The 26629-nt window shown below is 62.4% G+C and carries 14 protein-coding genes; 13 read left to right on the top strand and 1 reads right to left on the bottom strand.

What is annotated here, in order from left to right; all coding sequences use genetic code 11:
* Positions 1-2 precede the first annotated feature (2 nt).
* Both NTD88_RS09930 and NTD88_RS09925 read left to right on the top strand, forming a co-directional pair.
* On the top strand, positions 3-461 hold the full coding sequence (locus NTD88_RS09930; protein WP_095154995.1) for a YbjN domain-containing protein: 459 nt from the start codon (positions 3-5) through the stop codon (positions 459-461).
* Entirely contained in the window at positions 458-1399 is a 942-nt protein-coding gene (locus NTD88_RS09925) for a peptidylprolyl isomerase (RefSeq protein WP_095154994.1), read from the top strand. The genes NTD88_RS09930 and NTD88_RS09925 overlap by 4 nt, the downstream gene beginning before the upstream one ends.
* Before the next feature lie 366 nt (positions 1400-1765).
* Here NTD88_RS09925 and NTD88_RS09920 read toward each other — a convergent pair whose 3' ends face one another.
* Positions 1766-3088, bottom strand: coding sequence for a spinster family MFS transporter (locus tag NTD88_RS09920; protein WP_262154885.1), 1323 nt, complete (start codon positions 3086-3088; stop codon positions 1766-1768).
* Between the two features lie 250 nt (positions 3089-3338).
* On the opposite strand from NTD88_RS09920, the gene NTD88_RS09915 reads away from it, so the two are divergent.
* The 11 genes from NTD88_RS09915 (at position 3339) to NTD88_RS09865 (ending at position 26502) form a co-directional block, all read left to right on the top strand.
* Positions 3339-4421, top strand: coding sequence for an alkene reductase (locus NTD88_RS09915; protein WP_262154884.1), 1083 nt, complete (start codon positions 3339-3341; stop codon positions 4419-4421).
* Positions 4418-6268, top strand: coding sequence for a long-chain-acyl-CoA synthetase (locus NTD88_RS09910; RefSeq protein ID WP_262154883.1), 1851 nt, complete (start codon positions 4418-4420; stop codon positions 6266-6268). Before NTD88_RS09915 ends, NTD88_RS09910 begins: the two co-directional genes overlap by 4 nt.
* Positions 6261-7346: an MBL fold metallo-hydrolase gene (locus tag NTD88_RS09905; RefSeq protein WP_262154882.1), complete on the top strand. Its 1086-nt coding sequence runs from the start codon at positions 6261-6263 to the stop codon at positions 7344-7346. The genes NTD88_RS09910 and NTD88_RS09905 overlap by 8 nt, the downstream gene beginning before the upstream one ends.
* Before the next feature lie 67 nt (positions 7347-7413).
* Entirely contained in the window at positions 7414-9081 is a 1668-nt protein-coding gene (locus NTD88_RS09900) for a DUF1302 domain-containing protein (protein ID WP_095154989.1), read from the top strand.
* 90 nt (positions 9082-9171) lie between these two features.
* Positions 9172-10383: a thiolase family protein gene (locus NTD88_RS09895; RefSeq protein WP_095154988.1), complete on the top strand. Its 1212-nt coding sequence runs from the start codon at positions 9172-9174 to the stop codon at positions 10381-10383.
* Positions 10384-10387: 4 nt separating this feature from the next.
* Positions 10388-11335, top strand: a complete 948-nt coding sequence (locus NTD88_RS09890; protein ID WP_095154987.1) for an OB-fold domain-containing protein — start codon at positions 10388-10390, stop codon at positions 11333-11335.
* Between the two features lie 257 nt (positions 11336-11592).
* Positions 11593-16728 carry an RHS repeat domain-containing protein gene (locus NTD88_RS09885; protein ID WP_262154880.1) on the top strand — a complete coding sequence of 1712 codons (5136 nt, stop codon included), beginning with the start codon at positions 11593-11595 and terminating at the stop codon, positions 16726-16728.
* Positions 16729-16842: 114 nt separating this feature from the next.
* Positions 16843-22083 (top strand): RHS repeat-associated core domain-containing protein, encoded by a 5241-nt coding sequence (locus NTD88_RS09880; RefSeq protein ID WP_262154879.1) that lies wholly within the window; start codon positions 16843-16845, stop codon positions 22081-22083.
* A gap of 201 nt (positions 22084-22284) precedes the next feature.
* Positions 22285-24708 (top strand): efflux RND transporter permease subunit, encoded by a 2424-nt coding sequence (locus NTD88_RS09875; RefSeq protein WP_095154984.1) that lies wholly within the window; start codon positions 22285-22287, stop codon positions 24706-24708.
* A 198-nt stretch (positions 24709-24906) separates the two neighbouring features.
* Positions 24907-26142 carry a helix-turn-helix transcriptional regulator gene (locus tag NTD88_RS09870; RefSeq protein WP_095154983.1) on the top strand — a complete coding sequence of 412 codons (1236 nt, stop codon included), beginning with the start codon at positions 24907-24909 and terminating at the stop codon, positions 26140-26142.
* Positions 26143-26286: 144 nt separating this feature from the next.
* Complete coding sequence (locus tag NTD88_RS09865; RefSeq protein ID WP_262129400.1) at positions 26287-26502, top strand: hypothetical protein; 216 nt, start codon at positions 26287-26289, stop codon at positions 26500-26502.
* Positions 26503-26629: the final 127 nt, after the last annotated feature.

Here is a 26629-nt window from a genome sequence, read left to right as displayed (position 1 = left end):
CCGTGACTGCCAATACCCTGATCGAAACCGTAAGTGCCGATTCCCTGACCACCCTGCTGCAAGACGCCGGTTGCCGGGTCAACCGCACCGAGCAAAACGCTGTGATTCAACTGCTCAGCGCCAGCCAGGGCGTCGGTTACGCCGTCCGTTTCGGTAACAGTGCCCCGGAAGAAGGACAATTCCTGGACTTCACCTACAGCTGTGCACTGCGCATCCAGGGTGAGCTGCCTGAAGGCCTGACCAACCTGTGGAACGCTTCGCGTCGTTTCTCCCGTCTGGCTCAACAGGGCGAGTTCCTGGTGCTGGAAAAAGACGTGATCGTTGCTGACGGCGTCAGCCTCAAGCACCTGCAAGGCTCCCTGGTGCTGTGGGACCGACTGCTGCAAGAGTTCGTTGTCTACCTGCGTGACTACAGCCGCAACGTCGCTGCTGCCCAGGCTCCTGTGGAAAGCGCTTCGTGAGTCGCGGTCGCCTGTGGGCCGGCGCTGGTGCGCTGGCCGTGCTGACCGTTGCGGTCACCCTGGCCCTGCGTCCTGGCGACGATCTGGAGGCGGCCAGCCGCACTGTTCCAGAAACCGAAAGCGGTACCGCGCTGGCTCGCCTGGGTGACCAGCAGGTCAACGCCGAAGAGCTAAAGGCGCTGTTCGCCCAATTGCCGGAGCAGGCTCGCCTGCAACTGCGCAATGATCGTCCTGCGCTGGAAACCTGGATCCGTGCACGCCTGGCGGAAAAGGCCCTGTACCAGCAGGCCGAAGCCAAGGGCTGGTCGAAGCGTCCCGATGTGGAAGCCCAGACCCGCGCCGCGATCGAGCAGATCGTCCTGCGCAGCTACCTGAGCAGCGTGACCAAGGTGCCGGATGACTATCCGCCCGAGCAGGACCTGAAGCAGGCCTATGAGAACGGCAAGGCTTCGTTGCAGGTGCCGGCGCTGTACCGGGTCAGCCAGATCTACCTGGCCGTACCGGACGAGCAGGCCCTGGAGTCGGTGCGCAAGCAGGCTGAAAGCATCGCCAAGCGTGCCCAGGCTTCCGGCGCCGACTTTGCCAAACTGGCAGAGACCTACTCGCAGGACACCGGCAGTGCGAAGCAGGGCGGCGATATCGGTTTGCAACCGCTGACGCAGTTGCTGCCGGAAGTCCGTACCGCAGTGTCGAAGCTGAAGGTCGGCGCGGTCAGCGAACCGTTGCAAAGCCCGCTGGGCCTGCACATCGTCAAGCTGGTCGAACTGCAACCGGCGCGCGTCGCCACCTACGACGAAGTTCGCGGACAACTGCGTGACGCCCTGCGTGCGCAGCGTCAGGAACAGTTGGCCAAGACCTACGTCGAAGGCATGTTCAACAGCGCCACCCTGAGCATTGACGGGGCTGTACTGAACAAGGTTATCGAAGCCGAGAAGTAATTGCCCTTCGCTAGCACGGCTATCACAGGCGGCTGGGATGTAGTGGCCGCCATGTGCTAGCCGGAGTGTCTTCAGCGCTGTTCAGATCGAGCGCCGCCCGCGCGGCGCATCGCGAGCAAGCTCGCTCCTACATCGGTTGCAACGTACCTATGCCTGCAAGGCCATGGTTGACCGCCTTGGTGGTTCGGCTTGATTTCAAGGCTGACGCCAATCCCACAGGCCATGGCGCGTTACAACCGATGTAGGAGCGAGCTTGCTCGCGATGCGCCGCGCGGGCGGCGCTCGATCTCAAGGGCGCTGAAAACATACCGGCAGGCACATGACCGAAAGATCTGCAGACACCCATCCAGCAATCGGGCCTTCAACTCAAACGCCGACCACTGCTCCCGCCACCACATCCTCTGCCCGCAACTGCCGCCGATACTGCGGCAACGCCATCGCCAGAAACCCCGCCGCCAACACCAGCAACGACACCGATGCCGCCAGCGCATAGCGCAGCGATTCGCCGCCCAGCGAAGCGACGAAGAAGTCACTCAGCACGCCAATCACCAACGGCCCCAGGCCAACTCCCAACAGGGTCATGGACATGACGAAGATCGCCGTGGCCTGAGCCAGGCGCGTGGCCGGGAACAAATGGGTGATCGCGCCCAGGCACGGCGTCGCCCACCACACGCCGAAGAAACCGAACGCGCTGTAGAACAGGAACGCCTCGGGCACCGGGATGCTGCCGATATGAAAAGCGATGCCCTGCGGCCAGAGGAAATAGGCGAGGGCGAAGGGGATGCTCAGCAAGGTGCCGAGCAGCGGCACGCCGATCTGCCAGCCGACATCACGCCGAGCCAGGCGGTCAGTCAGTAGGCCGCAGGCGAGGGTGCCGATGGTTGAGCCGGTGCCGCCGACCACCCCCACCAGGAAGCCGGCTTCCTGCATGTTCAAACCATGGGAACGGATCAGGAAGCTCGGGCTCCAGGTGCCGATGGCATAACCGGCGATCGCCGCCGTGCCACCGGTCAGCACCAGCCAGAAGAATGACGGCATGCGGAACAATTCCACCAGGGTCTTGGCCCAGCCATCCTCCGGCACCGCCGTGGCCTGGCGGATCACCGCGGGCTTGGGCGCACGCACGGTCAGCAGCAGGACCAGGCCGAGCAGGATGCCCGGTGCGCCGATCAGCAAAAACGCATAGCGCCAGCCGTGGTGCTGGGCAATCCAGCCGCCGAGGCCGAGGCCGACGATCGCGCCCAGGCTCGAACCCAGCATCAGCACCGACAGCGCGGTGGAGCGGCGGTTGGCCGGGTACAGGTCGGAGACCATCGCTACCGACGGCGCGGTGCCGCCGGCTTCGCCCACCGCCACGCCGACGCGGGCCAGCACCAGGGTGAGGAAGTTGCCGGCCATGCCGCAGAGCATGGTCATCAGGCTCCAGGCCATGCAACTGAAGGCGATCACCGGTTTGCGCCCGATGCGGTCCGAGAGCCGTCCCAGCGGGAAGCCGAAGACGGTGTAGAACACCGCGAACGTGACCCCTGAAAGCAGGCCGATGCCGGTGTCGGAAATGCCGAATTCGAGCTTCACCGGCTCGATCAGGATCGCCATCAACTGGCGGTCGATGTAGTTGAAGACGTAGATGCTGGCGAGCACCAGAAGCGCGTAGTGCGTGCGCCAGGTGACGGGATTGGGTGGGTTCACTGCGCTGCTCCGGTTCTTGTTATATCGAGCTGGATCGTCGGCGCATCCCGCACCTCTTTCATCGTCCGTTCAGACCATTTTTCCTGCGCTTTTCAAGGCGCTGCCGACCTTACCTGAAGCCGCGAAACTAGTCTTGTCGGACGATGTTTCAGCCTCGCCGCGGATCAATCATGCAGCCCATCTCCGGGGTTGCGGCAATGCGCCAAGCGGCCCGTCAGCCCCGGACACAACAAGAAGTTAAGGAGCTGACATGAGCATCTTGTTCGAGCCGGTGCGCCTGGGCGAACTGCAACTGGCCAACCGTATCGTCATGGCCCCGATGACCCGCAGCCGCGCCGACGCGCAGGCCGTTGCCACCGCCGACATGGTCGAGTACTACCGCCAGCGGGCCAGCGCCGGGCTGATCGTCGCCGAAGGCACCGCGCCGTCGGCCAGTGGCCTGGGCTATTGCCGTACCCCGGCGATCTACACCGCCGAACAGATCGCCGCCTGGCGCCAGGTGACCCGCGCCGTGCACGAAGAGGGCGGGCGCATCGTCCTGCAACTGATGCACGTCGGCCGCGCCGCCAGCCGTTACAACAAGCCGGCCGGGGCGGCCACCGTGGCGCCCTCGGCACTGCGCGCCAACACCCAGGTGTTCACCGACGCGGTGGGCATGGCCGACACCGAGCAGCCCGAAGCCCTGAGCATCGAAGGCATCGCCGCGGTGGTCGCCGAGTACCGCCAGGCCGCGCTGAATGCCCGCGAGGCCGGCTTCGACGGCGTCGAGCTGCATTGCACCAGCGGCTACCTGCCGATGCAGTTCCTCGCCTCGGGCAGCAACCAGCGCACCGACGCCTACGGCGGCAGCGCGGAAAATCGCGTGCGGTTCGTCGCCGAAACCGTGCAGGCGATGGCCGATGCCATTGGTGTCGGGCGGGTCGCCGTGCGGTTCTGCCCGGGCAATCCCTACAACGACATCCAGGACGACGACCCCGCCGCCACCGCGATCGCCCTGTGCACCGCGCTGGCGCCGCTGGAGCTGGCCTACCTGCATGTGATGCGTTCGCCGCTCGGCAATCTCGATGCCTTCGCCCTGGCCCGCGCCCACGGCAATCAGCGGCTGATCCTCAATGACGGTTTCGACGGCGCCTCGGCCCGCGCCGCGGTGGACGCGGGCGAGGGTGTGGCGGTGTCGTTCGGTCGGCATTTCATCGCCAACCCGGACCTGGTCGAGCGCCTGCGCCACGGCCAGCCACTGGCCGCCTTTGACCGCAAGACCCTCTACACCGCCGGCCCACGGGGCTACACCGATTACCCCGCGCTCAGCCTGGCGGCGGAGGTGACCCCATGACCCTGCCATCGTCCGGCCTGCCGTCCAGCGTCGTGGTGCCCCGCGAGCAGACCCAGGCCATCCTCGACCGGCGCGGCGCGGCGGCCGCGCAGATCAAGCCGGCGGACCACTACACCCTGGCCGATCGCCTGGAGCAACAAGCCGCGCGCTTCGCCGAGCGGCCCTTTCTGATCTACGGCGAGCAGACCCTGAGCTACGCCGAAGTGGACGCCCGCGCCAACCAGATGGCCCACACCCTCTACGCCAAGGGCCTGCGCGCCGGCGACGTCTGCGCCATGGTCATGGAGAACCGCCCGGCGTTCTTCTGCACCTGGTTCGGCCTGGTCAAGCTGGGTGTGGTGGTGGCTTTCATCAATACCCAGGTCAACGGCCGGCCGCTGTTGCACGCACTGGAAACCACCGCGGCCAAAGCCCTGGTGATCGGCGAAGAATGCCTCGGCAACGTGCTCGCCACCGAGGACCTGCCGACGCTGGCCTACTGGCTGGTGGGCGACGAGGAAAACCGCTGGGCGGGCGATCTGCCCGGCTTTATCGACCGCCAGTTCGCCACGCGTCTGGACAGCGCGCCGCGCAGCGCCTTCCCGCGGGACATCCGCGCGGCGGTCGAGGCGCAGGCGCCGACCTTGCTGATCTTCACCTCCGGCACCACCGGCCTGCCCAAGGCGGCGCGCTACAGCCATATGCGCTGGATGTCCTCGGGGGATGTGATGGAAGTCACCCTGGCGGCGACCGGCGACGACGTTTTCTACTGCTGCCTGCCGCTGTACCACGGCGCCGCCGCCACCTCGGTGACCTCCACCGCGCTGCGCGCCGGCGCCAGTATCGTGGTGCGGCGCAAGTTCAGCGTCAGCGAGTTCTGGCGCGATGTGGTGCGCCACAACATCAGCGTGTTCCAGTACATCGGCGAAATCTGCCGCTACCTGCTCAACCGCCCGGAACAACCCGGCGAGCGGGATCACAACCTGCGCTGCATGCTCGGCGCCGGCCTGACCCCGGAGTCCTGGCAGCGCTGGATCGAGCGCTTCGGCCCGGTCCAGGTGTTCGAAGGCTGGGGCGCCACCGAGGCCAACACTGCGCTGATCAACGTCGACAACTATGTCGGCGCCTGCGGCCGGGTTCCCGATTGGACACGCACCAACCTGCGGCTGATCCGCTTCGACGTGGAAAACGACTGCCATCCGCGGGATGAAAACGGCTTCTATCAGGTCTGCGAAGTGGGCGAGGTGGGCGAGGCCATGGGCTTTATCGTCAACCACCCGGAGATCGGCGGAGGGCGCTTCGAGGGCTACACCTCGGCCGACGCCACCGAAAGCAAGATCCGCCGCAATGTGCTGCGCGAAGGCGATGCCTGGTGGAGCTCGGGCGACCTGCTGCGCCAGGACGCCGATGGCTACTGCTACTTCGTCGACCGCATCGGCGACACCTTCCGCTGGAAGAGCGAGAACGTCTCGACCCAGGAAGTGGCCGACGCCCTTGGCGATCTGCCGGGACTGGAACTGATCAATATCTACGGCGTGCAGGTGCCGGGCCACGAAGGCCGCGCCGGCATGGCGGCGGTGCTGATGCAGGCGGGCGAGGTGTTCGATCCACAGGCGCTGTATGCCCTGAGCGAAGAGCGTCTGCCGCGCTACGCCGCGCCGCTGTTCGTGCGGGTCAGCGCGGCGGCGGACCTGACCAGCACTTTCAAACTGCGCAAGGTCGATCTGCAGCGCCAGGGTTATTGCCCGGACGCCTGCCGCGATCCGCTGTACATCCGTGACGAGCAATCCGGCACTTACCAGCCGTATTCGCGGGCCTTGTTGCAGCGCCTGGAACTGGCACCGTTCGTGGTCGCCGACCATGGCTGACCTCGACCACAACGGCCACGAACTGCGCGATGGCCTGCGCTACCCCTGGCCCGAAGCGCCGGCTGGCGGCGAGGTGCGCCAGGTGGCGGACGGCGTGTTCTGGCTGCGCATGCCGCTGCCGTTTCGCCTCGACCACATCAACCTCTACCTGCTGCGCGAGGGCGATGGCTGGGTGGCGGTGGACACCGGGATGAACACCGAGCAGACCCGCGAAGTCTGGGAGCAGGTGTTCACCGGGCTGTGCACCGGCCAGCCGCTGCGGGCGGTGGTGTGCACCCATTTCCATTCCGACCACGCCGGTGTCGCCGGCTGGCTGGCCGAGCGTTTTCGTTGCCCGGTGTACATGACCGAAGCCGAGTACCAGTCGCTGTACGTGAAGGTGCCGAGCGGCGCCGAGCCGGGCTGGGACTTCCTCGCGCACTACGCCCGGGCCGGCTTCAACGCCGAACAGGCCGGCGACATGTACCGGACCATCCAGAACGGGCATTTCCGCCCGCTGCACTTCAACAGTTACCGCCGCCTGCGCGAGGGCGATCGCCTGCGCATCGGCGGCCGCGCGTGGCGGGTAGTAGTGGGGCGCGGCCATTCGCCGGAGCACGCCTGCCTGTACGCCGAAGACGACGGGTTGCTGATTTCCGGCGACCAGGTGCTGCCGCGCATCACCTCGACGGTGGGCGTGCATGCCACCGAGCCGGACGCCGATCCGCTGCGGGACTGGCTGGCCTCCATCGATCACCTGCGCGGCGTCCCCGACAGCGTGCTGGTGTTGCCGGCCCACGAACGTCCGTTCTTCAACCTGCATGCACGCCTGGACCAGTTGGCGGCCCATCACCGGGCCCACCTGGCGCTGCTGTTGGCCACCTGCGACGAGCCGCGCAGCGCGCTCGAGCTGATGGCCGTGCTGTTCCCGAAGCTGTCCGGTCGTTTCGACGAACTGATGGCGCTGGGCGAAACGTTGGCCCATGCCAACTACCTCATGGCCGAAGGGTCGCTGTCGCGGGCGGAACACGGCGGGCTCTACCGCTACCGACGGCGCGATCCCGACGCACCCGCCACCGATCCGCGCGACGTGTTGTGAGCGTCCGGCACGGCGGCAATGTTGCTCAAACCCGGCAACCTGACGGTTGCCACACAGGAGAGTCAGTGTGATCGATAAAAACAACAATAATGCGCCTGGCCTTGGCTCACGCGGGGGCCAGGTCACCTGCCTGGCGGCGGCCATTGCCCTGGCATCGACGCAGGCCTTGGCCGGCGAGACCATCGAGTTCGACAACGGCGCCACCATCGACTGGTCGGTGACCACCAGCTACGGCGTCGGGGTGCGCCTGGGCGAGCAGAGCAGGCGGCTGATGGGCGTCAACGCCGACGACGCCAACCGCAACTTCGACCGTGGCGCCCTGACCACCAACCGCATCGGCGCCCTCGGCGAGATGATCCTGCGCAAGGACAACTACGGCGCGGTGGTGCGCGCCAGTACCTTCTACGACGACGTCTATCACAAGAGCAACGACAACGACTCGCCGGCCACCGTGAACAAGAGCGGCGACCACGACGAATTCACCAGCGACACCCGCTACTACAGCGGCGGCCGCACCCGCCTGCTGGATGCCTACGTGTTCGGCGGCTGGCGCTTCGACAACGACACCATGCTCGACGTCAAGGCCGGGCGGCATATCGAGTCCTGGGGCGAAAGCCTGTACTACCCCGGCGTCAACGGCGTGCAGAACCCGTCCGACGCGGTCAAGGCCGCGCAGCCCGGGGTCGAGGTCAAGGAAGTGCTGCTGCCGGTGGGGCAGGTCTCGGCGTCGTTCCGCCTCAACCCGCAAATCACCTTCGGCGCTTATGTGCAGTACGAATGGAAGGGCACCGAACTGCCGCCGGTGGGCAGCTACCTGTCGAGCAGCGACGTGATTGGCCCGGGCCGCGAATTCCTTTACAGCGGCACCAGCAAGATCGCTTATCGCGGCACCGACGAACCGCGCGACAGCGGCCAGTGGGGCGTGCAGGTGCGCTTCCGGCCGGTGCCGGCGATCGAGATGTCGCTGTTCCACGTCAACTACCACGACAAGAACCCGGCCACCGCCCTGGTGGGCTATGACCCGGTGCCGGTGGGTGGCGGCCTCTATGCCTTTGCCGCCAACGGCTACAAGGTCAAGTACTTCGAGGACATCAAGCTCACCGGTATCAGCGCCTCGACCAAGCTCGGCGAGTACCAGATCGGTGGCGAATGGTCGTACCGCGACGGCGCGCCGGTGATGGTCAACACCGGTCTTGGGCCGGTGCCGACCCGCGGCAAGGGCCAGCAGATGCAACTGTCGGCGATGCGCGTGCTGGGCGACCGACCCTGGGCCAGCCAGACCACGCTGACCGCCGAAGTCGTTCATGTACGGGTGGACAGCGTCGATGACGCCTCCGCCGCGCCCAACCTGCAAGGCGTCAACCTGTTGCCGTCGCTCGGCGGCATGGTGGGGAATTCCGATGACTACACCTACAAGACTTCATCCGCCTGGCGCAGCCGCGACTCCAGCGCCTACACCCTGGGCGCATCGTTCAGTTATCCGGGGGTTTTCCAGGGCTGGGATCTGGAAGTGCCAGTGCGCTTCTCCAACGTGTTCAGCGGCTCGACACCCATGGCCGGCAGCATCTCCGGCGTGCAGGGCGACCGACGCCTGAGCGTAGGCACCACGTTCAAGTACCTGGGCAACCTCGAAGTCGGCCTGAACTACACCGGCTACCTGGGCTCGGCGGACCCGGTCAAGCGTCCGTTCGCCGACCGCGACTACGCCACGTTCTCGATGAAATACAGCTTCTGAGTCGCACGCGGCCCGGGCGGCCTGCGCTGGCCCGGGCTTTCACCATCATCGACACAACAACCGGGCCACAGGCCCGGACGGGGAGGGACTATGGGCCTCAAAGGGCACGCGGCCATCGTTGGCACCGCGCAATACAAGCCGGAGAAGTACGCCACCGCGCCGAAGATGTTTCACCTGGAGCAGGTCGCCGACCTGGCTGCCCGCGCCTTGCGCGACGCCGGGCTCAAGGCCGAGGACCTGGACGGGCTGGTGATCAATGGCCCGCAGTTTCATGAAGCGTCGGTGTTCGTCCCGGCCATGGCCGCCGAGTACTTGGGTCTGCGCCTGAACTTCGCCGAAGTGGTCGACCTGGGCGGCTGCACCTCGGTGGGCATGGTCTGGCGCGCCGCCGCCGCCATCGAACTGGGCCTGTGCCAGGCCGTGCTGTGCGTGCTGCCGGCGCGCATGGCGCCGTTCGGCCCGGACGAAGACCCGAGCTGGATGGCCCGGGCCATGCGCTTCGGCGGTCACAGCACGGCGTTTGGCGCGCCGGAAGCCGAGTTCGACCTGCCTTACGGGCACATGGGCCAGAACACCGGCTACGCGATGATCGCCCAGCGCTACGCGGCGCAGTACGGCTACGACCCGGTGGCCCTGGCGAAAATCGCCGTGGACCAGCGCACCAACGCCCAGGCCAACCCGGAGGCGATGTTCTACGGCCAGCCGCTGACCATCGAGCAAGTGTTGGCCAGCCGCATGGTCGCCGACCCGCTGCACGTCCTCGAAATCGTCATGCCGGTGGCGGGTGGCGCGGCGATGATCATCGCCTCGAAGGAAGTCGCGGCCCGTTCGCGCAAGCGCCCGGCATTCGTCACCGGTTTCGGCGAGCACCTGGCGTTCAAGTCGCCGTCCTATGCCGCGGACATGATCCACACGCCGATCGGCCCGGCGTCCCAGCGCGCCTTCGCCATGGCCGGGCTCAAGCCGGCGGACGTCGACGCCGCGCAAATCTATGACTGCTACACCATCACCGCCTTGCTGACCCTGGAAGACGCCGGTTTCTGCGGCAAGGGCGAGGGCATGGCCTTTGTCCGCGAGCACGACCTGACCTGGCGCGGCGATTTCCCGATGAACACCCATGGCGGCCAGCTCAGCTTCGGCCAGGCCGGGTCCGCGGGCGGTATGTCGCAGGTGATCGAGGCGGTGACGCAGATTGCCGGCACGGCGGGCGAGCGTCAGCTCAAAGGCTGCGACACCGTCTATGTCTCCGGCACCGGCGGCGTGATGAGCGAGCAGGGCGCATTGATACTTCAGGGAGCATAAGAGCATGTCCAACAACAAACCGATGCCCGTTGCCACGGAGATTTCCGCGCCGTTCTGGGAAGGGATCAAGGCCCGCCGCCTGCTGATCCAACAGTGCAACGCCTGTTCGCACTGGGTGTTTTACCCGCGCCGGCATTGCCCGTCGTGCCTGGCCCACGACCTGGCCTGGCGTGAAGTGCCGGGCCGGGCAACGTTGTACAGCTACACCCTGACGCGCATCCCGACCCTGCCGGACTTCGCCGATGAAATGCCGCAGAAACTGGCGGTGGTCGAACTGGCCGAAGGCGTGCGAATCAACAGCAACCTGGTGGGCCTGGACGAAGACGAAATCCACATCGGCATGGCCTTGCAGCCGGTGTTCGCTGAAGTGGATGGCAAGGGCAACCGCCTGTTGCGCTTTACCGGCCTGGACAAGGACGCCGCCGCGCTGGAGCCGCTGCCGGGCCTGGAGCCCGAGCCGCAACCGGCCGAGGACACGGCGCCGGTGCGCAAGATCGACTTCAACGATGCCGCCGCCTTGCAGTCACTGGTCAGCGACAGCTTCAGCGACTGGAGCAACGTGATCGTCGTCGACCAGGCGCTGATCGACGCCTTTGCCCAACTGTCCGGCGATGACTACTGGATTCACACCGACCCCGAGCGGGCGCGCCTGCAAAGCCCGTTCGGCGGCACCATCGCCCACGGTGCGCTGGTGCAGGTGCTGCAATCGCGGATGAAACTGGCCCTGGGCTTCGAGATCACCGGCTTCGGCACCCAGATCAACTACGGCTCCGACCGCCTGCGCTTCCCCGCGCCGGTGCCGGCGGGTGCGCGGATCCATGCACGGGCGCGGGTCAAGAGCGTGGAACTGCTCGGGCGCGGCACGCAACTGACGCTGGAGATCAATATCCATGTGCTGGGGCAGGAGCGGCCTTCGGTGATCAATGATCTGGTGATTTTGTACCGGGCCTGAACGGGGTTGGATGCTCTGATGACGCCGCACGCCGCGGCGTCTGGACTTGCGCGCTCGTGTAGGAGCGAGCTTGCTCGCGATAAGGTTGGGTGTTGGCGTCGTGGGCTTATCCATTCAATGGGGAACGCTGAGGACGCTATCGCCGGCACGCCGGCTCCCACAGGGTTCGCGTGGCGCACCTGATATTTCTGTCAGTTGCGCCAATAACGGCGCGGTGCTGGGATGGCGCATGATTCGCCTCCGCAGGAGCACCGCCCATGGCCTCGGTTAATCCGGAACTGTTCCACAAGCATGTTTCCATTAACCCGCAGACCGGCCAGGGCATGTTCTCTTTGCCGATCGCCGATCTGTATGCGGATGAAGGGCTGAGTACGCCTTACAAATTAAGCGTGTTCTGCAGCCTGGACAGGCCTTTTTTGCAACTGGTGCCATCGGGGAAGATGCGTGGCGCGTTACTGGAGGGATTGCCGCTCAGTGATGGCCGTTTGATCAGTCAGGAACTGACCTGGGGCGAGAATGACTTCGGTGATATCGGCATTACCTACACGCGCTTCAATCATCTGATCCGCGTGTCTCACAAGGGCGGCGGGGGGGAGGTGTTTTCCAGGTTCGGGGAAAACATCGCCGAGGTGGTGTTGACCCGGTTCAGCGCTCCTGGCGGCAAGTCCTTGAACTTTGAGTGGACCTACGATGACAAGGTCTATGAACGAAAAGATAGCTGTGCGCGACTGCATTCCATTGAGGCGGGTGATCGATGCTTGCTCAAGGTCAAGGGCGAGCACTGCCGTCGGGTAGAAGTAAGGGTGTTAAAAGCGGGCAAGTACCAACGTACTTCAAAGGACGCTCAAATCTTCGAAGCGTTTGTAGTGTTCCCCGGTACGCCTGAGCAAGTTACCTATACCTTCAAGGAAACCGAGCGCAAGGGGCACGACCCGATTGTCACCATCGAGGTCGAGGGCTGCGGCATCCTGGGCAAGACGGTCTATCGGCTTGAAACCACCGACGGCAAGCTCAGCAAGATCGACGTCTGCCGGCAGCACAGCATTGCCGGTGCGAAAGAAGGCGATGCGCCTGTGGTGGAGAGCTCCACCCACACGGAAACCTTGCTCTTCGACGGGGATAAAGTCAGCAGCTACAGCCTTTCACCCGGGGCCGGGGTCGATACCTTTGTTGAAACCTATGAGTACAGTGACGACAAAACCACGATGACTTGCCGTCAGGTCAGCGCGGGCGATGACGTGGCCGAGGGCACGGTGCTCGGTATCCGCGAGTGCCTCTTCGAGGAAGGGCGCCAGGTTGCCGAATCAGTGGTCGCCAACGGCATCAAGGTCACTCGGGAACAACACGTCACGCTGGACCAGAAAAATGCGCTGGCCATCGTCAAATCCACCCGGGCCGTCGATGGAGTAACGGTCGATGAGGAAACCCTGGAATACGGTCCGAGCGGCAATCTGGTGTCCAGAACCCGGGGTGACACGGTCACCGAATGGACGTACTACAACAATTACAAGAAGTACCGGGTAGAAGAAAAAGCTACAAAATTCGAGGACACGAGCTTCTTCGGTCTGTTCTTCAAGGCCTTCGACTATCTGAATCCGATTGGTTGGGGAATGCATGCTTTCGCCTCGCAGGGGTTTACCTGGGGCACGGTCATCGACAGTGAAGTGAGCATGAGTTACGCGGCCAATGATTACGCCAAGGAAGCGTTCCAGTTGCCGGTGGCACTCAACTACCCAGGCGATATGAGTGGCGGTTGCACGCATGTCGAATCAATGTTCGTTTACCGCAAGGATGGCAAAAAGAAACGGGCCCTGAGCCTGACTTACTATGGTTACAAAACCCTTGGCGCGGGGCTTGTTCCCGCACAGAAACTCACGGTGTTGCAGCCGTCGTGCGAAGAAGTCGATGTGTCCGCTCAGCAACTTGAGGTGGCCAATGCCGCCGCCAGGGAGTTGCTGGAGAGTTTCAAAAAGCAGAAAGCAGACGATGACCTTGCCGCCCTGAAAAAGAGCCTGGTCGCGCAAAGCAAGGAAAATGCCCGAGGGTTCAAGCTGCTAAAGCCCTGGACCAACGGCGGCATGCTGTTGGAAACACTGGAGTACCAGAGCGATAACAAGAAACCGGGCTATGGACTGATTACCCAGAAAACCCGGCGTCAGCTCGACGCCGAGGGCGCGCCGAAAGGCCGCGACGGCGTTGTCTCCACCTTCGACTACCGGGTGGAGCCTTCGCAGGACGGCAGCGGCGATGCGCTGTGCATCGACACCACGGTTTCAGGCCGACGCACTTCGGCGTCAACCAGCCCCGAGGTCCATTCGTCCCAGCGCCGCTCCATCTACAGCGGGCGCCGGCAGTGGGCCAAGGACTGTGACGGAATCGAGACCGCCTACCGATACGACGAGCAGGGCAGGTTGGTCGCCCAGGAGGTGACGCTGCCGGACGGCACGCGCACTGACCGGCTGTTCCAGTGGACCGCGCTCAAGGGCGGGCTTTACCAGTGTGAAACCCACAGCACCGACGCAACCCGGCGAACCCGGGTCATCAAGGATGTGCTCGGCCGCGAGCGCGAGCGCTGGGTCAGTCCGGATGGCGTTGCCTGGCTGCAAACCAGCAGCACCAAATATCACCCCAGTGGCCGGCGGGCCAGCCGTTGTGATGACGATTACGACAGCAGCCACAACAAGTGCATGACCCGGGAAACACACTGGAGCGACGCCGACACCCAGAGCAGCCACACGATCACCCATGTCCTCAAGGATGCCGACGGCAAGGAGCTGGACCGCAAGAGCCAGACGCTGACCATCGGCGCCGACAGTGAAACCCTGACCCAAGGCAGTTTTCAGGTACAGCGCCAGTACGGCGAGCACGGTGCGCTGAAGGAAACCTTTGGCACGCCCGGAAAAGACCGGCTGCTGGTTCACCGCGCCTGCAACGCGGCCGGGCAACCGGAGTCGGTCAAATACCTGAAGCTGGATAAGGACGACAGGCAAACCGAGCTGGACAGCCTTTTGTTCAGCTACGACGCCTATGGCCAACTCGAAAAACTGACGCCCACCTTCGCGGGTGCGTCTGCCTACAGCTATGACTCGATGGGGCGCGTGCTCACGGCCACCACCGAGGGCATTGAAATCAGCCGGACGTACACCAACGTCACCGCCAATGACGTGGACATCCATGTTCAGGATATCGGCGCCGGAACGGAGCGCCGGCTTGTCGGCCGTCAGAGTGCGGATGGCCTGGGCAGCGTTTATTCGCAGCGCGTCTGGGGCCAGGTGAAGACGCTCGACGCGGCTCAGGACGATGCGCCTGTGCCGCCAACCCTGGCGGGCTACGAAAGCAGCAACAGCGGCTTCACCTGCAGCGAGCGGATAGTCGCTCCACAGGGCACCTGCGAATCCATTTCCCGCTACAGCCTGCGCGGCAACCTTATCGGGTTCGAGGGCCTGGAAGGCGGGGCAACGCGCTATCAATACGACGCCTTGGGCCGCATCACCCGGTCCAGCAACGCGCGCTGCGAATCGACGTTCACCTACACCGACAGCGGCCTGCTGGCAAAAGAAACCATCAAGGCGCTGAACCCCGACGTCAGCATGACCGTGACCTACCAGTACAACGAAAGCGGCCATGAGATCAGCCGCACCTTCGCCTGTGACGGCGTTGATACCCATGTGATCGAGCGCACGGTGCTGGGCGACGGTCGCCTGCAAAAGAGCAGCTTGAACGTCAAAGGCAAGGCCAGGCGTAGCGACAGCTACGAATACGACGGGCTCAAACGGCTGAAAAGCTGGTCATGCTCCGGCCCCGGCGCAAGCAACGGCGAGGGCGAGCGTTGCGTCCGGCAGGTCTTCACCTATTGCCCGTTGGGCAATGTGCTGTCCCGGGCAGATGACTGCTATAGCGGCAACACCCGCCCTGACGCCTGCACGACCCGCACCCTCGAATACTGCTACGGAAAACTCGAGGAACTCACCGCGTCGAACAACGGCCCGACAGAACACGACCCGTTCGGCAGGGTGACCCGGCAGGCTGACCGGCGCTTCACCTATCACGGCAATGGCCAGGTCGACGCCTGTTCTGTCGAGGGCGAGGCGGATTATGTGTTTGCCTACGACGATCTCGGCCGGACCCGCGGCGCACGCCAGGGTGAATGGAGCGAGCACTACCATTACCGCAACGAGCGGATTTACGCGCTGGTCCAGCGCGACGGCAAAAGCAGCCAGGGTTTCAGTGAGCGCCGGTTCGTGCTGCTGAACGACAGCCCGAGTTGCTATCTGCAGGACCGGGTTGTGTTCAGCGCTGCGGGTGACCCTTCCCGAACCCGTTCTTTCGAGCTGCGCGACGCCGCCGGCAGTGTTTTCGCGAGCATCGACCTGAGCGACAAGCACGTCACGTACTTCACCTACACGCCTTACGGTTATCGCGAAGCCGACTCGCGCGCGGTGACCTGGCTCGGCTTCAAAGGCGAGCCGCTCAATGCCCTGGGGCTCTATCACCTGGGCAACGGCTACCGCCTGTACGACCCGCAACTGCAGCGTTTCCAGGCCGCCGATAGCTGGAGCCCGTTTGGCGCGGGAGGACTCTCACGGTTCAGTTACTGCGACGCGGACCCGGTCAACAACCATGACTACAACGGGCACACGGTGGTTGCGCAATACAGTCGCCATGGCGGGATGCCCTTGATCCATGCCCGTGAGTTCAGTCTGGTACTGACTGGCCTGGGCGCGATGCTGGCACCCTTGTCGGCCGGAGGATCACTGGCCTTTTCCATCGCGGTGACGGGCGCTTCCGCGGCGTCATTCTATTTCGACCTGGCGTCGATCCTGTTGCAGGACAGCGATCCGAAATTATCCAAGGCCCTGGGAACTGCGGGGCTCGCATTCGGGCTCGCGGGCATCACGGCCGGTATCGTCAAACCCGTTGTGGGGCTCGCTGCGCATGCGGTGTCCCACGGCACGAACTCGATTGCGCGTGCCGCGCAGGCCCTGAGCAACAAATCGCTGGCGCTCTCCGGGCGCTATATGCGCCTGCAAACCTCCGCACTTGGCAAATCCGCGCTGGGTGCAGCGCAGCGTTGGCAAGACGTTGCCAAGGCGTCGGACTACCTCTACCGGGGCATGGGCCCGATTTCTCATCGGGCGCATGCCACCTTTATGAAGCGAGTGCTTGAAAGGGGCTCTACCATGCCGTTGGCCCTATCACGCGCCGATGACGCGCTTCGCTACTGGACCCAGATCCAGGATTTCCAGATTATTGCCGCGACTGACAGTTTCAGTCATTCGTTGAGCGGGGACATGGATATCGATGGGGACGTGGAACTGGATGACTTCGACGACGAGGATCCCTTTGAACACCCGGAGTTAGAACCGGCAGCGCTTTATCGAAACTTCCAATAAAGCCGCTAGCAGGTTTTTTTACGGCCACAACTGATAATTCTGTCAGTTGTGGCCTTTTTGCGGCGGTGGTGGAATGGGTGGGGCGTAGTGCCATTCCTTTCAGGAGCACCGTTCATGTCTTCCAACCCGAATCTTTTCGAGAAACATATCTCGATCAATCCACAGACTGGTCAGGGTAGATTTTCAATCCCCATTGCTGGTCTTTATGCGGATGAAGGGCTGAGCGTACCGTTAAACTTGAGTTTGTTTTGTAGCTTGGAATCTCCCAGTATTACGCTCCTGCCTGTTGGTGTTATAAGCGAGATATCCGGTGTCAGGTATGATGAAGTCCTGCATATACTGGGCTTGCCCATTCGTGACGGGCGCTTGATTACCACGAGTATTAGTGAGAAGAGCGAGAAGGATTTTGGTGATTTTACACTGTCGGCCGGGCCCATTCACTACGCTGAGAATGGTGATTTTTGTGATATCCACGTGCGTCATGAAGACGGTGGCAAGGAGCATCACATTTATTCGAACAGTGGCGGGCTGTTGTTGGCGTACTCTGCCCCTACAGGAAAAACATTAAAACTAGACTGGGAAACCGATATTTACGAGGATTCTTTTTCTGATTTGGGTTCCAGGTTACGTTCAATTTGTGCGGGTGATCGATGCCTGTTAAAGACTGAAGCGGCACCGCGAAATGACCGGCATATCAATAAATTTGGGGAGAATTTGATTTTCAAACGACTCATCGTGTTTCCGGATACCCATGAACAAGTGACGTATGAGTTGGAGGCGGATGATGACTTCAGGGCGGAGGGCGTTGAGTTCAAGGTCACGGTTACGGGGTGCGGAATCCTGGGCAAGAAAATATACCGGAGCACTCTCGTCGACGATAAATTGAGCCGCATCGATATCATCACGGAACACATGATTGCCGGGGCCAAGGAAGGTGACGCTCCGCGGTTAGACACGTCCACCCATACCGAGTCCGTGACCTACGCAGGCGATAAAGTCAGTGAATATAAAGTTTCACCTGGCGCGGGCGTCGATCCTCTTGTTGAAGCGTATGAGTACACGGCCGACAAGACGACCATCACCTGCCGCCAGATGAAAAAGGGTGATGAAGACGCTGTTGTGCTCTGCACTCGTGAATACCAGTACAAGGACGGCCGGCAGGTGTCGGAGACGGTCATTGCCAATGGCGTGGCTGTCACTCAGGAGCAAGAGGTCAAGGTGGACGATAAGCGTGCCGTGGCCACGGTGAAATCCACCAAGAAAATTGATGGGGTCACGGTCGATGAGGTAACGCTGGAATATGACCCCAGCGGTAACCTGGTGTCGAGAGCACAAGGTGACACGGTTACTGAATGGACCTATTTCAATAACTACAAAAAATACACCGTAACGGAGAAAAAAGTCGGCTACAGCAACACCAGTTTCTTCGGCATCCTGTTGGCGCCCCTCGACTATTTGAACCCGGTCGGCTGGGGCGCTCTCGCATTCGGTTCATCCGGGTTTACCTGGGGTACTCGCATAGAAACAACCGTCAGCATGAGTCATGCGGCCAATGACTATGCCCGGAATGCATTCAATCTGCCTGTGGATATCAAATACCCAGGTGATGAAAGTGGCGGATGCACGCACGTTGAGTCTGAACTGGTCTATCGCAAAGAGGGTGAAAACAAGTATGCGTTGAGCCTGGCTTTTTATGGCTATAAAACCCTGAATAAAGGCCCCTTGGGCGTGATGGTCGTGCCGGAGATAAAATTGACGGTACTACGGCCGGACTACACCGAAGTCGATGTTTCCGCTTTGCAGTTGGCGGTAGCCAAAGAGGCGGCCAAGGCACTGCTGGACAGCCTGAAAAAACAAGACGGGGAAAAAGCCAAGAAAACGCTGGCTGATCTGGAGAAAAGCCTGGACTTTCAGAGCAAGCAAAATGCGCGAGGGTTCAAGTTGGACGCTGTCGAGTCGCCATTCGCAATATGTAGAGAAACATTGAAGTATCAAACCGACAGTAACTTGCCAGGCTTTGGCCTGGTCAGTCAAAAGGACATGGAGTGGCTCACGCCTGAAGGGGTAAAGGATGGACGTTCTGGGGTTACGACCACCTTTTCTTATAAAGTTGAGTCTGCCGCGGACGGGGGCGACGATGAATTCCTTACCGAAATTGTTGTTCAGCCCCAATGCAACTCCTCGCGGCCCGAGCCTATTAAAGAGATTCACACGTCTTGTCGTAGTTCCATTTACACCGGGCGTTTGCATGGGTCGAAAAACGGCGAGAACGTCGAGACGTCTTACGAATATGACAAACAGGGAAGGCTGACGGCGCAGAAGGTGACGTTAGCGGACGGCACAACCACGGAACGGCTGCATGAGTGGACTGTGCTCAAAGGCGGACTGTATCAATGTGAAACCCACGAGGGCGGGACTGGCGTACGAACCCGGGTGGTCAGGGATACGCTGAACCGGGAGCGTCAGAGTTGGCTGAGCCCCGATGGCAAGGCATGGCTGTCGACCAGTACCACCACCTATCACCCTGGCGGTGCGGTCGCCAGCCGGTGTGACTACGACTACGACAGCGCCCACGAACGCTGCATGACCCGCGAAACGCGCTGGAGTGAAGTCGGCACGGACGGCAGCCAGACGGTCACCCAGGTGCTCAAGGGCAGCGACGGCAAAGAACTTGACCGCAAAATCCAGACGCTCACCGTTGCCGCGGGTCGTGAAACCCTGACACAGGGCAGTTTTCAGGTTGAGCGCCAACGGGATGCGCAGGGCACTAGCAGTGAAACCTACGGCGTCCCGGGCGGTACTCGTTTCAAGGTTGTTCGCGCCATCAACGCTGCCGGGCAGCCGACGTCGATCAAGTACCTGAACGTGGACAAGGACAACAAGGAGACCGAACAAGACAGCCTCTCTTTCCGCTACGACGCCTACGGTCAGCTCACAACCCTCACCCCCTGCATAGGTGCCCCTACGACATACACCTATGATGCGACCGGGCGCTTGCGCACCACCACGACAGACGGGCTCACCTCCTCCATCTCCTGGAGAGACCGTTACTCGAAATGGCTGAGTGCGCAGATCGAAGGTGAGGAGGCCACGGCCTTGGGTGTTCAGATGAACGATGCCTTGGGCCGTGGCTTTACACGGAAAGTGTGGGAGCAAACATGCCTGATCGATGACTATGGAACCCCTGTGTCTGAAACAGGAACCCACGCTGCAGGAGAAACCGCACCGCAGGAAAACGCCGGAGTAGAAGATAGCGGCGCGCCATCTCCCCTGGCAGGTTACGAAACCGTTTGCACCGGGTTCACGCGAAGCGAGCGCATTGTCGAGCCGAAAGGCACCTGCGCTTCAACCAGCACCTTCAGCTTGCGTGGCTGCCTGCTCGGGTTCGAAGGGTTGGAGGGCGGACTCACCCGCTACGCCTATGACGCCTTTGGGCGCATTACCGCCTCGAAGAACAACCGTTGCGAAACAACCTCGGTATACGCGGATAGCGGCCGCCTGGAAAAAGAGACCATCAAGGCGCTGAACAGTAACGTCACGATGACCGTCACCTACACATACGACGCGAGTGGTCATGAGATCAGCCGCGCGTTTGCCTGTGACGGTGTTGATCCCCATGTCATTGAGCGCACCTTGTTGGGCGACGGCCGTCTTAAAAAAAGCAGTTTGAAGGTCAAAGGCAAGGAGAAATGCGCCGACAGTTATGAATACGACGGCCTCAAGCGCTTGCAAGCGTGGTCCTGCACCGGCCCAGGTGTTGTAAATGACAACGGCCAGCACTGTGTCAAACAGGCCTTCGTTTATGGCTGCGTGGGCAACGTCCGGTCACGCCTGGACGACTGCTATACCGGAGCCACTCGCCCCGCATCCGTCGCAACCACCACGATCGGCTACACCTATGGGCGAAAACCTGAGGAGATGACGGGGTCGGATAAAGGTGAAACCCGATATGACCTGTTTGGTTTTGTCCTCCAGCAGGGTAACCGCAGCTTCGCTTATCACCGCAACGGACAGGTTGATACCTGCACTATCGCTGGCGAGGAAGCCTATGTGTTCGCGTATGACGACCTCGGGCGGATTCGCGGTGCCAACAAAGGCAAATGGAGTGAGCGCTACCATTACCGCAACAACCGGATTTATGCGGTGGTCCAGCGCGACGATGAAAGTACCCATGGTTTCAACGAGCGCACACTTGTGCTGCAAAACGACAGCCCGAGTTGCTACCTGCAAGAGGCGGTGATAACGAGCGGTACAGCCGCCGCGTCGTCCAGTTGTTCTTTCGAGTTGCGCGATGCGGCAGGTACGGTATTCGCCAGTATCGATGCCGCCAGCAAGGCTGTTACCTACTTCACGTATACCCCTTACGGCTATCGCAAACCCGAGCCGAAGTCCGTGACCTGGCTCGGTTTCAAAGGTGAGCCACTCAACCGCCTGGGGTTTTACCATCTGGGTAACGGCTACCGTTTATATGACCCGCAGTTGCAGCGGTTTCAGTCACCGGATAGCTGGAGTCCGTTTGACGCAGGAGGGCTCTCCCGCTTCAGTTACTGCGATGCCGACCCGGTCAATAACCATGACTACGATGGGCACCAGGTGGTCATGCAATACAGCCGCTATGGTGAAAAACCGTGGATGGAGACGCGGGAGTTCGGTCTTGTGATCACCGGGGTGGGGGCGATGTTGGCACCACTGACATCCGGTGCCTCGCTGGCCTTTTCAATGGCGGTGACGGGTATCTCAATGGGCGCCTTCTATTTCGAGTTGGCCTCGATCATTTTGAAAGACAGCGACCCGAAGACGTCCAACGTATTGGGGAAAATCGGCCTCGGCCTCGGAGTGATGTCAGTAGGCGCGGGCCTGGCAGGGCCTGCATTGGGCATAGTGGCGCATGGCGTTTACCGGGCTGCAAAACCCGTCGCTCAATTAGCCCAGACATTGAGCAGGGGCTCACTCAATATGGCCGCACGTTATATATCGCTCTACGCAACAGCGCTCGGCAAGTCAGCGTTGGCCGGCGCTCAGCGTTGGTACAGCGCGGCAAAAGTTCCTCATTATTTGTACGAAGGCGCGCGCGCGGTTTCCTACCGCGCACAGGCAACCCATCTGAAAATGCTCGCTGAAAACGCACCCACAACCGTTTATAAAGTGGCGGAAATCACGGACAACACCCTTGATTTCTGGAGCATGATTCAAACCGTCGAACCGGTAACGGGGGATAACTTCGTCAGTACACAACTGGGCGGAGTCCAGGAAATCAATGATGTAGCACTTTCCGGCAATGCCCGTTTTGCCGATCCCTTCCAGTCGTTGCCGCACAAAGCGGGTGGTGCGTTTGAAGAAACCCCGTTTGCCTGAAGGCGGTCGTTGCCGCCGTGATGTTGCTGTTGATTCACACCGTTCGAAAACCCCGTGGCCCGTCGACGCTCAGACACGCCACGGGGTTTTCGTTTCAGCGGTTATTAAGCCATTTGGACGATGCCGCAAACCCTCTCAGCCTTGACTATCCCCTGAAACAAGAACACCGGATCAGGGAGCGGTTTGCATGAGAGACGCACAATGAATCAGGTCAAGCAATGGGTGACGCACAGCGTCGAGTTCGTCGCGGACTGGCTGATGGCCTGGCGCAAGGGGCTGCTGGCGTTATTCGTGCTGCTCAGCCTGGGGCTGGGCTACAGCGCCCTGAACACGCAACTGGACCCCGGTTTCAACAAGCAGATCCCGGTTCGCCACGCCTACATGGTGAATTTCCTCAAGTTCAGCCAGTACTTCACCGGCGCCAACCGGTTGCTGGTCAGCGTGCGCTGGAAAGGCGAGGGCGACATCTATAACCCCGAATTCCTCGAAACCCTGCGCAAGGTCACCGACGATGTGTTCTTCATCAGCGGGGTCAGCCGGCCCAGCGTGACGTCGTTGTTCACTGCCAACGTGCGTTATATCGAGATCACCGAAGAAGGCTTCTACGGCGATGTGGTGGTGCCGCCACGCTTCAGCGGCAGCCCCGACGACCTCGCCCAGGTGCGCAGCAACGCCGCGGCGTCCGGGCAGGTCGGCCGGTTGATCGCCAATGACCTGAAATCGGCGATGGTCCGCGCCGACCTGCAGGACCTCGACCCGCGCAGCGGCAAACCGGTGGACTACACCCAGGTCGCCAACAGCCTGGAAGAGATCCGCCAGAAATATGCCAGCGACACCATCGAGATCAACGTCGTCGGCTTTGCCAAGCTGGTGGGCGACGTGGTGGAGGGCCTGACCACGGTGATCGGTTTCTTCGCCATCGCCTTCGTCATCACCGGCCTGTTGCTGTGGCTGTATTCCCGCTCTCTGCGCCTGACCGTGGTGGCGCTGGTGGTGGCGCTGCTGCCGGTGGTCTGGCTGCTCGGCCTGCTGCCGCTGCTGGGCCTGGGCATCGACCCGATGTCGATCCTGGTGCCGTTCCTGATCTTCTCGATTGGCGTCTCCCACGCGGTGCAGATGACCAACGCCTGGAAACAGGACGTGGTCGCCGGCGCCACCTCATTGCAGGCGGCACGCACGGCGTTCTGCAAGATTTTCATTCCCGGCTCGCTGGCGCTGCTGATGAACGCCCTAGGCTTCGGCGTGATCATGCTGATCGACATTCCCATCGTCCACGAACTGGGGGTGACCGCCTGCATCGGCGTCATGCTGATGATCATCACCAACAAACTGATGTTGCCCATCATCATTTCCTGGCTGCCGCTGGAGCGCGGCCTGCTCAGCCGCGAGCAGGCCAGCCGGCAAGCGCGTCATCGGCTGTGGTGGCGGCTGTCGGCACTGGCCGAGCCGGGCCCGGCGCTGGCGGTGTTCGGCCTGAGCCTGTTGCTCCTCGCGGCCGGCGCCTGGAAGGCCCGCGACCTGGCGGTGGGCGATATCGGCGCCGGCGCGCCGGAGTTGCGCGCCGACTCGCGCTACAACCAGGACAACGCCCGCATCATCAGCAGCTACTCGATCGGCCTGGACGTGCTGGCGGTGTTCGTCCAGACCCACGGTGTCGAGGAAGGCTGCCTGAACCCGGAAGTGATGCGCGCGGTGGAAGGCTTCGACTTCCGCATGCGGGCGGTGCAGGGCGTGCAGTCGGTGCAGAGCGTGGCCGGCATGGGCAAGCGGGTGATCGCCGGTAACAACGAGGGCAACCCGCGCTGGGCGGCGATTCCTGGTTCGTCTCGCGGCCTGAGCCAAGGGGCCCGCGCTTACATGCCGGACGACGGGCTGGTCACCGATGGTTGCCAGCAGATGCAGATCCTGGTGTTCCTCGCCGACCACGAAGGCGCCACCGTCAGCCATGCGGTCAACGAAGCGAAGCGGATCATCGCCGAGGTGGCCACGCCACGGGTGGAGTTCCTCCTGGCCGGCGGCAATGTCGGGGTGATGGCGGCCTCCAACGAAGCGGTCAAGCGCGCCGAGGTAATCATGCTGGCGGCGCTGTTCGGTTCGGTGGCGCTGTTCTGCTGGCTGACCTTCCTGTCGGTGCGGGCGGTGCTGTGCATTCTGGTGCCGCTGGCGATCGTGGCAATCCTCTGCAACGCGCTGATGGCCATGCTCGGCATCGGCCTGAAAGTCGCGACCCTGCCGGTGATGGCCCTGGGCGTCGGGGTCGGCGTGGACTACGGCATCTACCTGTACGAGCGCATCCAGCACGAGATGTCCGCGGGCGCCGACTTGCGCGAAGCCTTCTACCAGGCCATGTGCCAGCGCGGCACGGCGGCGGTGTTCACCGCCCTCACCATGTCCATCGGCGTCTGCACCTGGGCCTTCGCGCCGCTGAAGTTCCAGGCCGACATGGGCGTGCTGCTGTCGTTCATGTTCCTGGTCAACGTGCTTGGGGCGATCTTCCTGCTGCCGGCCCTGGCCGCCTGGTTCAATCGCGGGCGGCCGCTGGTGGCCCGGGAGGCACAATCGGTGGAGGTGGTGCGGGGCGAATTCCGTCTGAAGAAACAGCCAGCGGCACCACATATCCGGTAATCAAAAATATAAGCGGGCGCCCTATTGTGGGCGCTGCGGGAGATAGGGAGACTGTGGCGCGGGCCGATTTGTCCTACAAGGCAGAAAGGCCTCGCCTTGCGAGATGTGCACTGTCAAAGGGGCAGCGATGCCCCCGAGCCGAAATTATAAAAATAACAAGGGAAGGCCAGCGCGCCTTACCCGAGCGAGGAGAAGACTGTGGAGAATCCTGTCTTGACCCAAGACGCCCTGAGCAGCCTCGGTCTGGATCTGGCCGGCTACGACCGGCTGGTCGGCGAAGTCTATGACGGCGCGATGGACCCGAAACTGATGGCCCGCGCCCTGACCAGCTTCCGCACCCTCTACGACGCCAACTACGTGACCCTGATCCTGCGCGTGCCGGACCAGCCGGACATGGGCGTGATGATCATCGTCGGCGACATCGAGGGCGCCGGCGACGTCAGCTACATGACCTACCCGCAAACCCACACGCCCTTTACCAACCAGCCACTGGACTATGTGTTCACCGTCGATGACGTGATGTCGTCCACCGAGTGGGAACACTGCGCCTATTTCAAGATGTTCTGCGGCCCGCAAGGGGTCTACCACGTGATGGGCGCGGACATCTCCACCCCCGATGGCGGCAAGCTGCGCTTCCGGATCACCCGGCCGAAACAGGCGCCGGCATTCTCGCGCAATGATCGCGCCCTGTGCGCGATGTTCCTGCCGCACCTGCGCCGGGCCTTGCAAGTGCACAACCTGCTGGACCGCAGCGAATCCCTCAGCGACCTCTACGCCCAGGCCATCAGCCGCCTGTCGGTGGCGACCCTGGTGCTGGACGAGAGCGGCAGCGTGCTGCGGGTCAACCCGGTGGCCCAGGACCTGCTGGCCCAGGCCGATGGCCTGAAACTGGTGGGCGGGCGTCTGGAAGCGACGTACCCCAGCGACAACCGCGAACTGCAACGGCTGATCCGCGCGGCGTTCTCCCCGGATGCGCCGAAGAGCGCCGAAGCCATGTCGGTGACCCGGCCTTCCGGGCAGGTCAACCTGGGCCTGGTGGTCGAATCGATCCCGTCGCTGGACTGGGCGGAAGAGAAGGGCAAGCCGGCGGCGCTGGTGTACATCCGCGATGCCGCCAGCAAGTCGCTGGCCAGCGAATTGGTGACCAAGCAACTGTTCAACCTGACCAAGGCCGAGACGGCGCTGGCCATGGAGCTGGCCAACGGTTTGTCGCTGGAAGAGGCCGCCGAGGAACTGAACATCCGCCGCAACACCGCCCGCGCCCACTTGCGCTCGATCTTCTCGAAGACGGGCGTGCGCCGGCAGACCGAGCTGGTGCGGATCCTGCTCAACAGCGTGGTGGCGCTGGGCAAACCGAAAATGCCGCTGAAGACCCCCGGCAAGCTGAAGGTGCCACCGCCGCAACTGGCGGTGCCGCTGGCCCGGCGGGCATGAGCGGCTCATGCGTGTAGTGAATGAGCGTTACGCCAAAACGGTCTGAAACACTATCAGTATTGTCAGGTGCGCAACCTGCACGGCACGCGAAGAATGGTGCAGCGGGCAGGCAACCTGTCGCCCCTTCTTGTGAGGTGAACCGATATGGCCGGCGTAGATGACATTGTTCTGCAAGTCTCCCAACTCACCGAGGTCGAGGAATTGGAAACGGTGAAGGCAGCGGTTACAAGCAGAGAAGTGGCCTTGCAAGGCGAAGAAGTGAAAAGCGGGGGGCGCAGTCTTAAAGGCCTGAAAGACCTGAAAGATCTGAAAGAAATGTTGGATAGAGACATCGATTCAGGCGAGCACAGGACTGAATAAGAAGGGCAACCGCTGTCCTTGGTGTTCCACAGTAAAAGCCCAGCGTCGTCCCGCTGGGCTTTTGTTTGCAGTGTGTTTTTAGTCTTCTCGGACGATGTTTCTGGCCGGGTTGCTGCTGATTATTGGG

Source organism: Pseudomonas sp. 20P_3.2_Bac5 (assembly GCF_025466035.1).
In the GTDB taxonomy this organism is placed as follows: domain Bacteria; phylum Pseudomonadota; class Gammaproteobacteria; order Pseudomonadales; family Pseudomonadaceae; genus Aquipseudomonas.
This window is presented reverse-complemented; position numbering and strand designations above follow the sequence as displayed.

Bases quoted from the DNA above. Each gene is read 5' to 3' on its own strand.
- NTD88_RS09915 (WP_262154884.1), top strand. From the start codon at position 3,339: ATGAGCATCTTGTTCGAGCCGGTGCGCCTGGGCGAACTGCAACTGGCC.
- NTD88_RS09910 (WP_262154883.1), top strand. From the start codon at position 4,418: ATGACCCTGCCATCGTCCGGCCTGCCGTCCAGCGTCGTGGTGCCCCGC.
- NTD88_RS09905 (WP_262154882.1), top strand. From the start codon at position 6,261: ATGGCTGACCTCGACCACAACGGCCACGAACTGCGCGATGGCCTGCGC.
- NTD88_RS09895 (WP_095154988.1), top strand. From the start codon at position 9,172: ATGGGCCTCAAAGGGCACGCGGCCATCGTTGGCACCGCGCAATACAAG.
- NTD88_RS09890 (WP_095154987.1), top strand. From the start codon at position 10,388: ATGTCCAACAACAAACCGATGCCCGTTGCCACGGAGATTTCCGCGCCG.
- NTD88_RS09885 (WP_262154880.1), top strand. From the start codon at position 11,593: ATGGCCTCGGTTAATCCGGAACTGTTCCACAAGCATGTTTCCATTAAC.
- NTD88_RS09880 (WP_262154879.1), top strand. From the start codon at position 16,843: ATGTCTTCCAACCCGAATCTTTTCGAGAAACATATCTCGATCAATCCA.
- NTD88_RS09875 (WP_095154984.1), top strand. From the start codon at position 22,285: ATGAATCAGGTCAAGCAATGGGTGACGCACAGCGTCGAGTTCGTCGCG.
- NTD88_RS09865 (WP_262129400.1), top strand. From the start codon at position 26,287: ATGGCCGGCGTAGATGACATTGTTCTGCAAGTCTCCCAACTCACCGAG.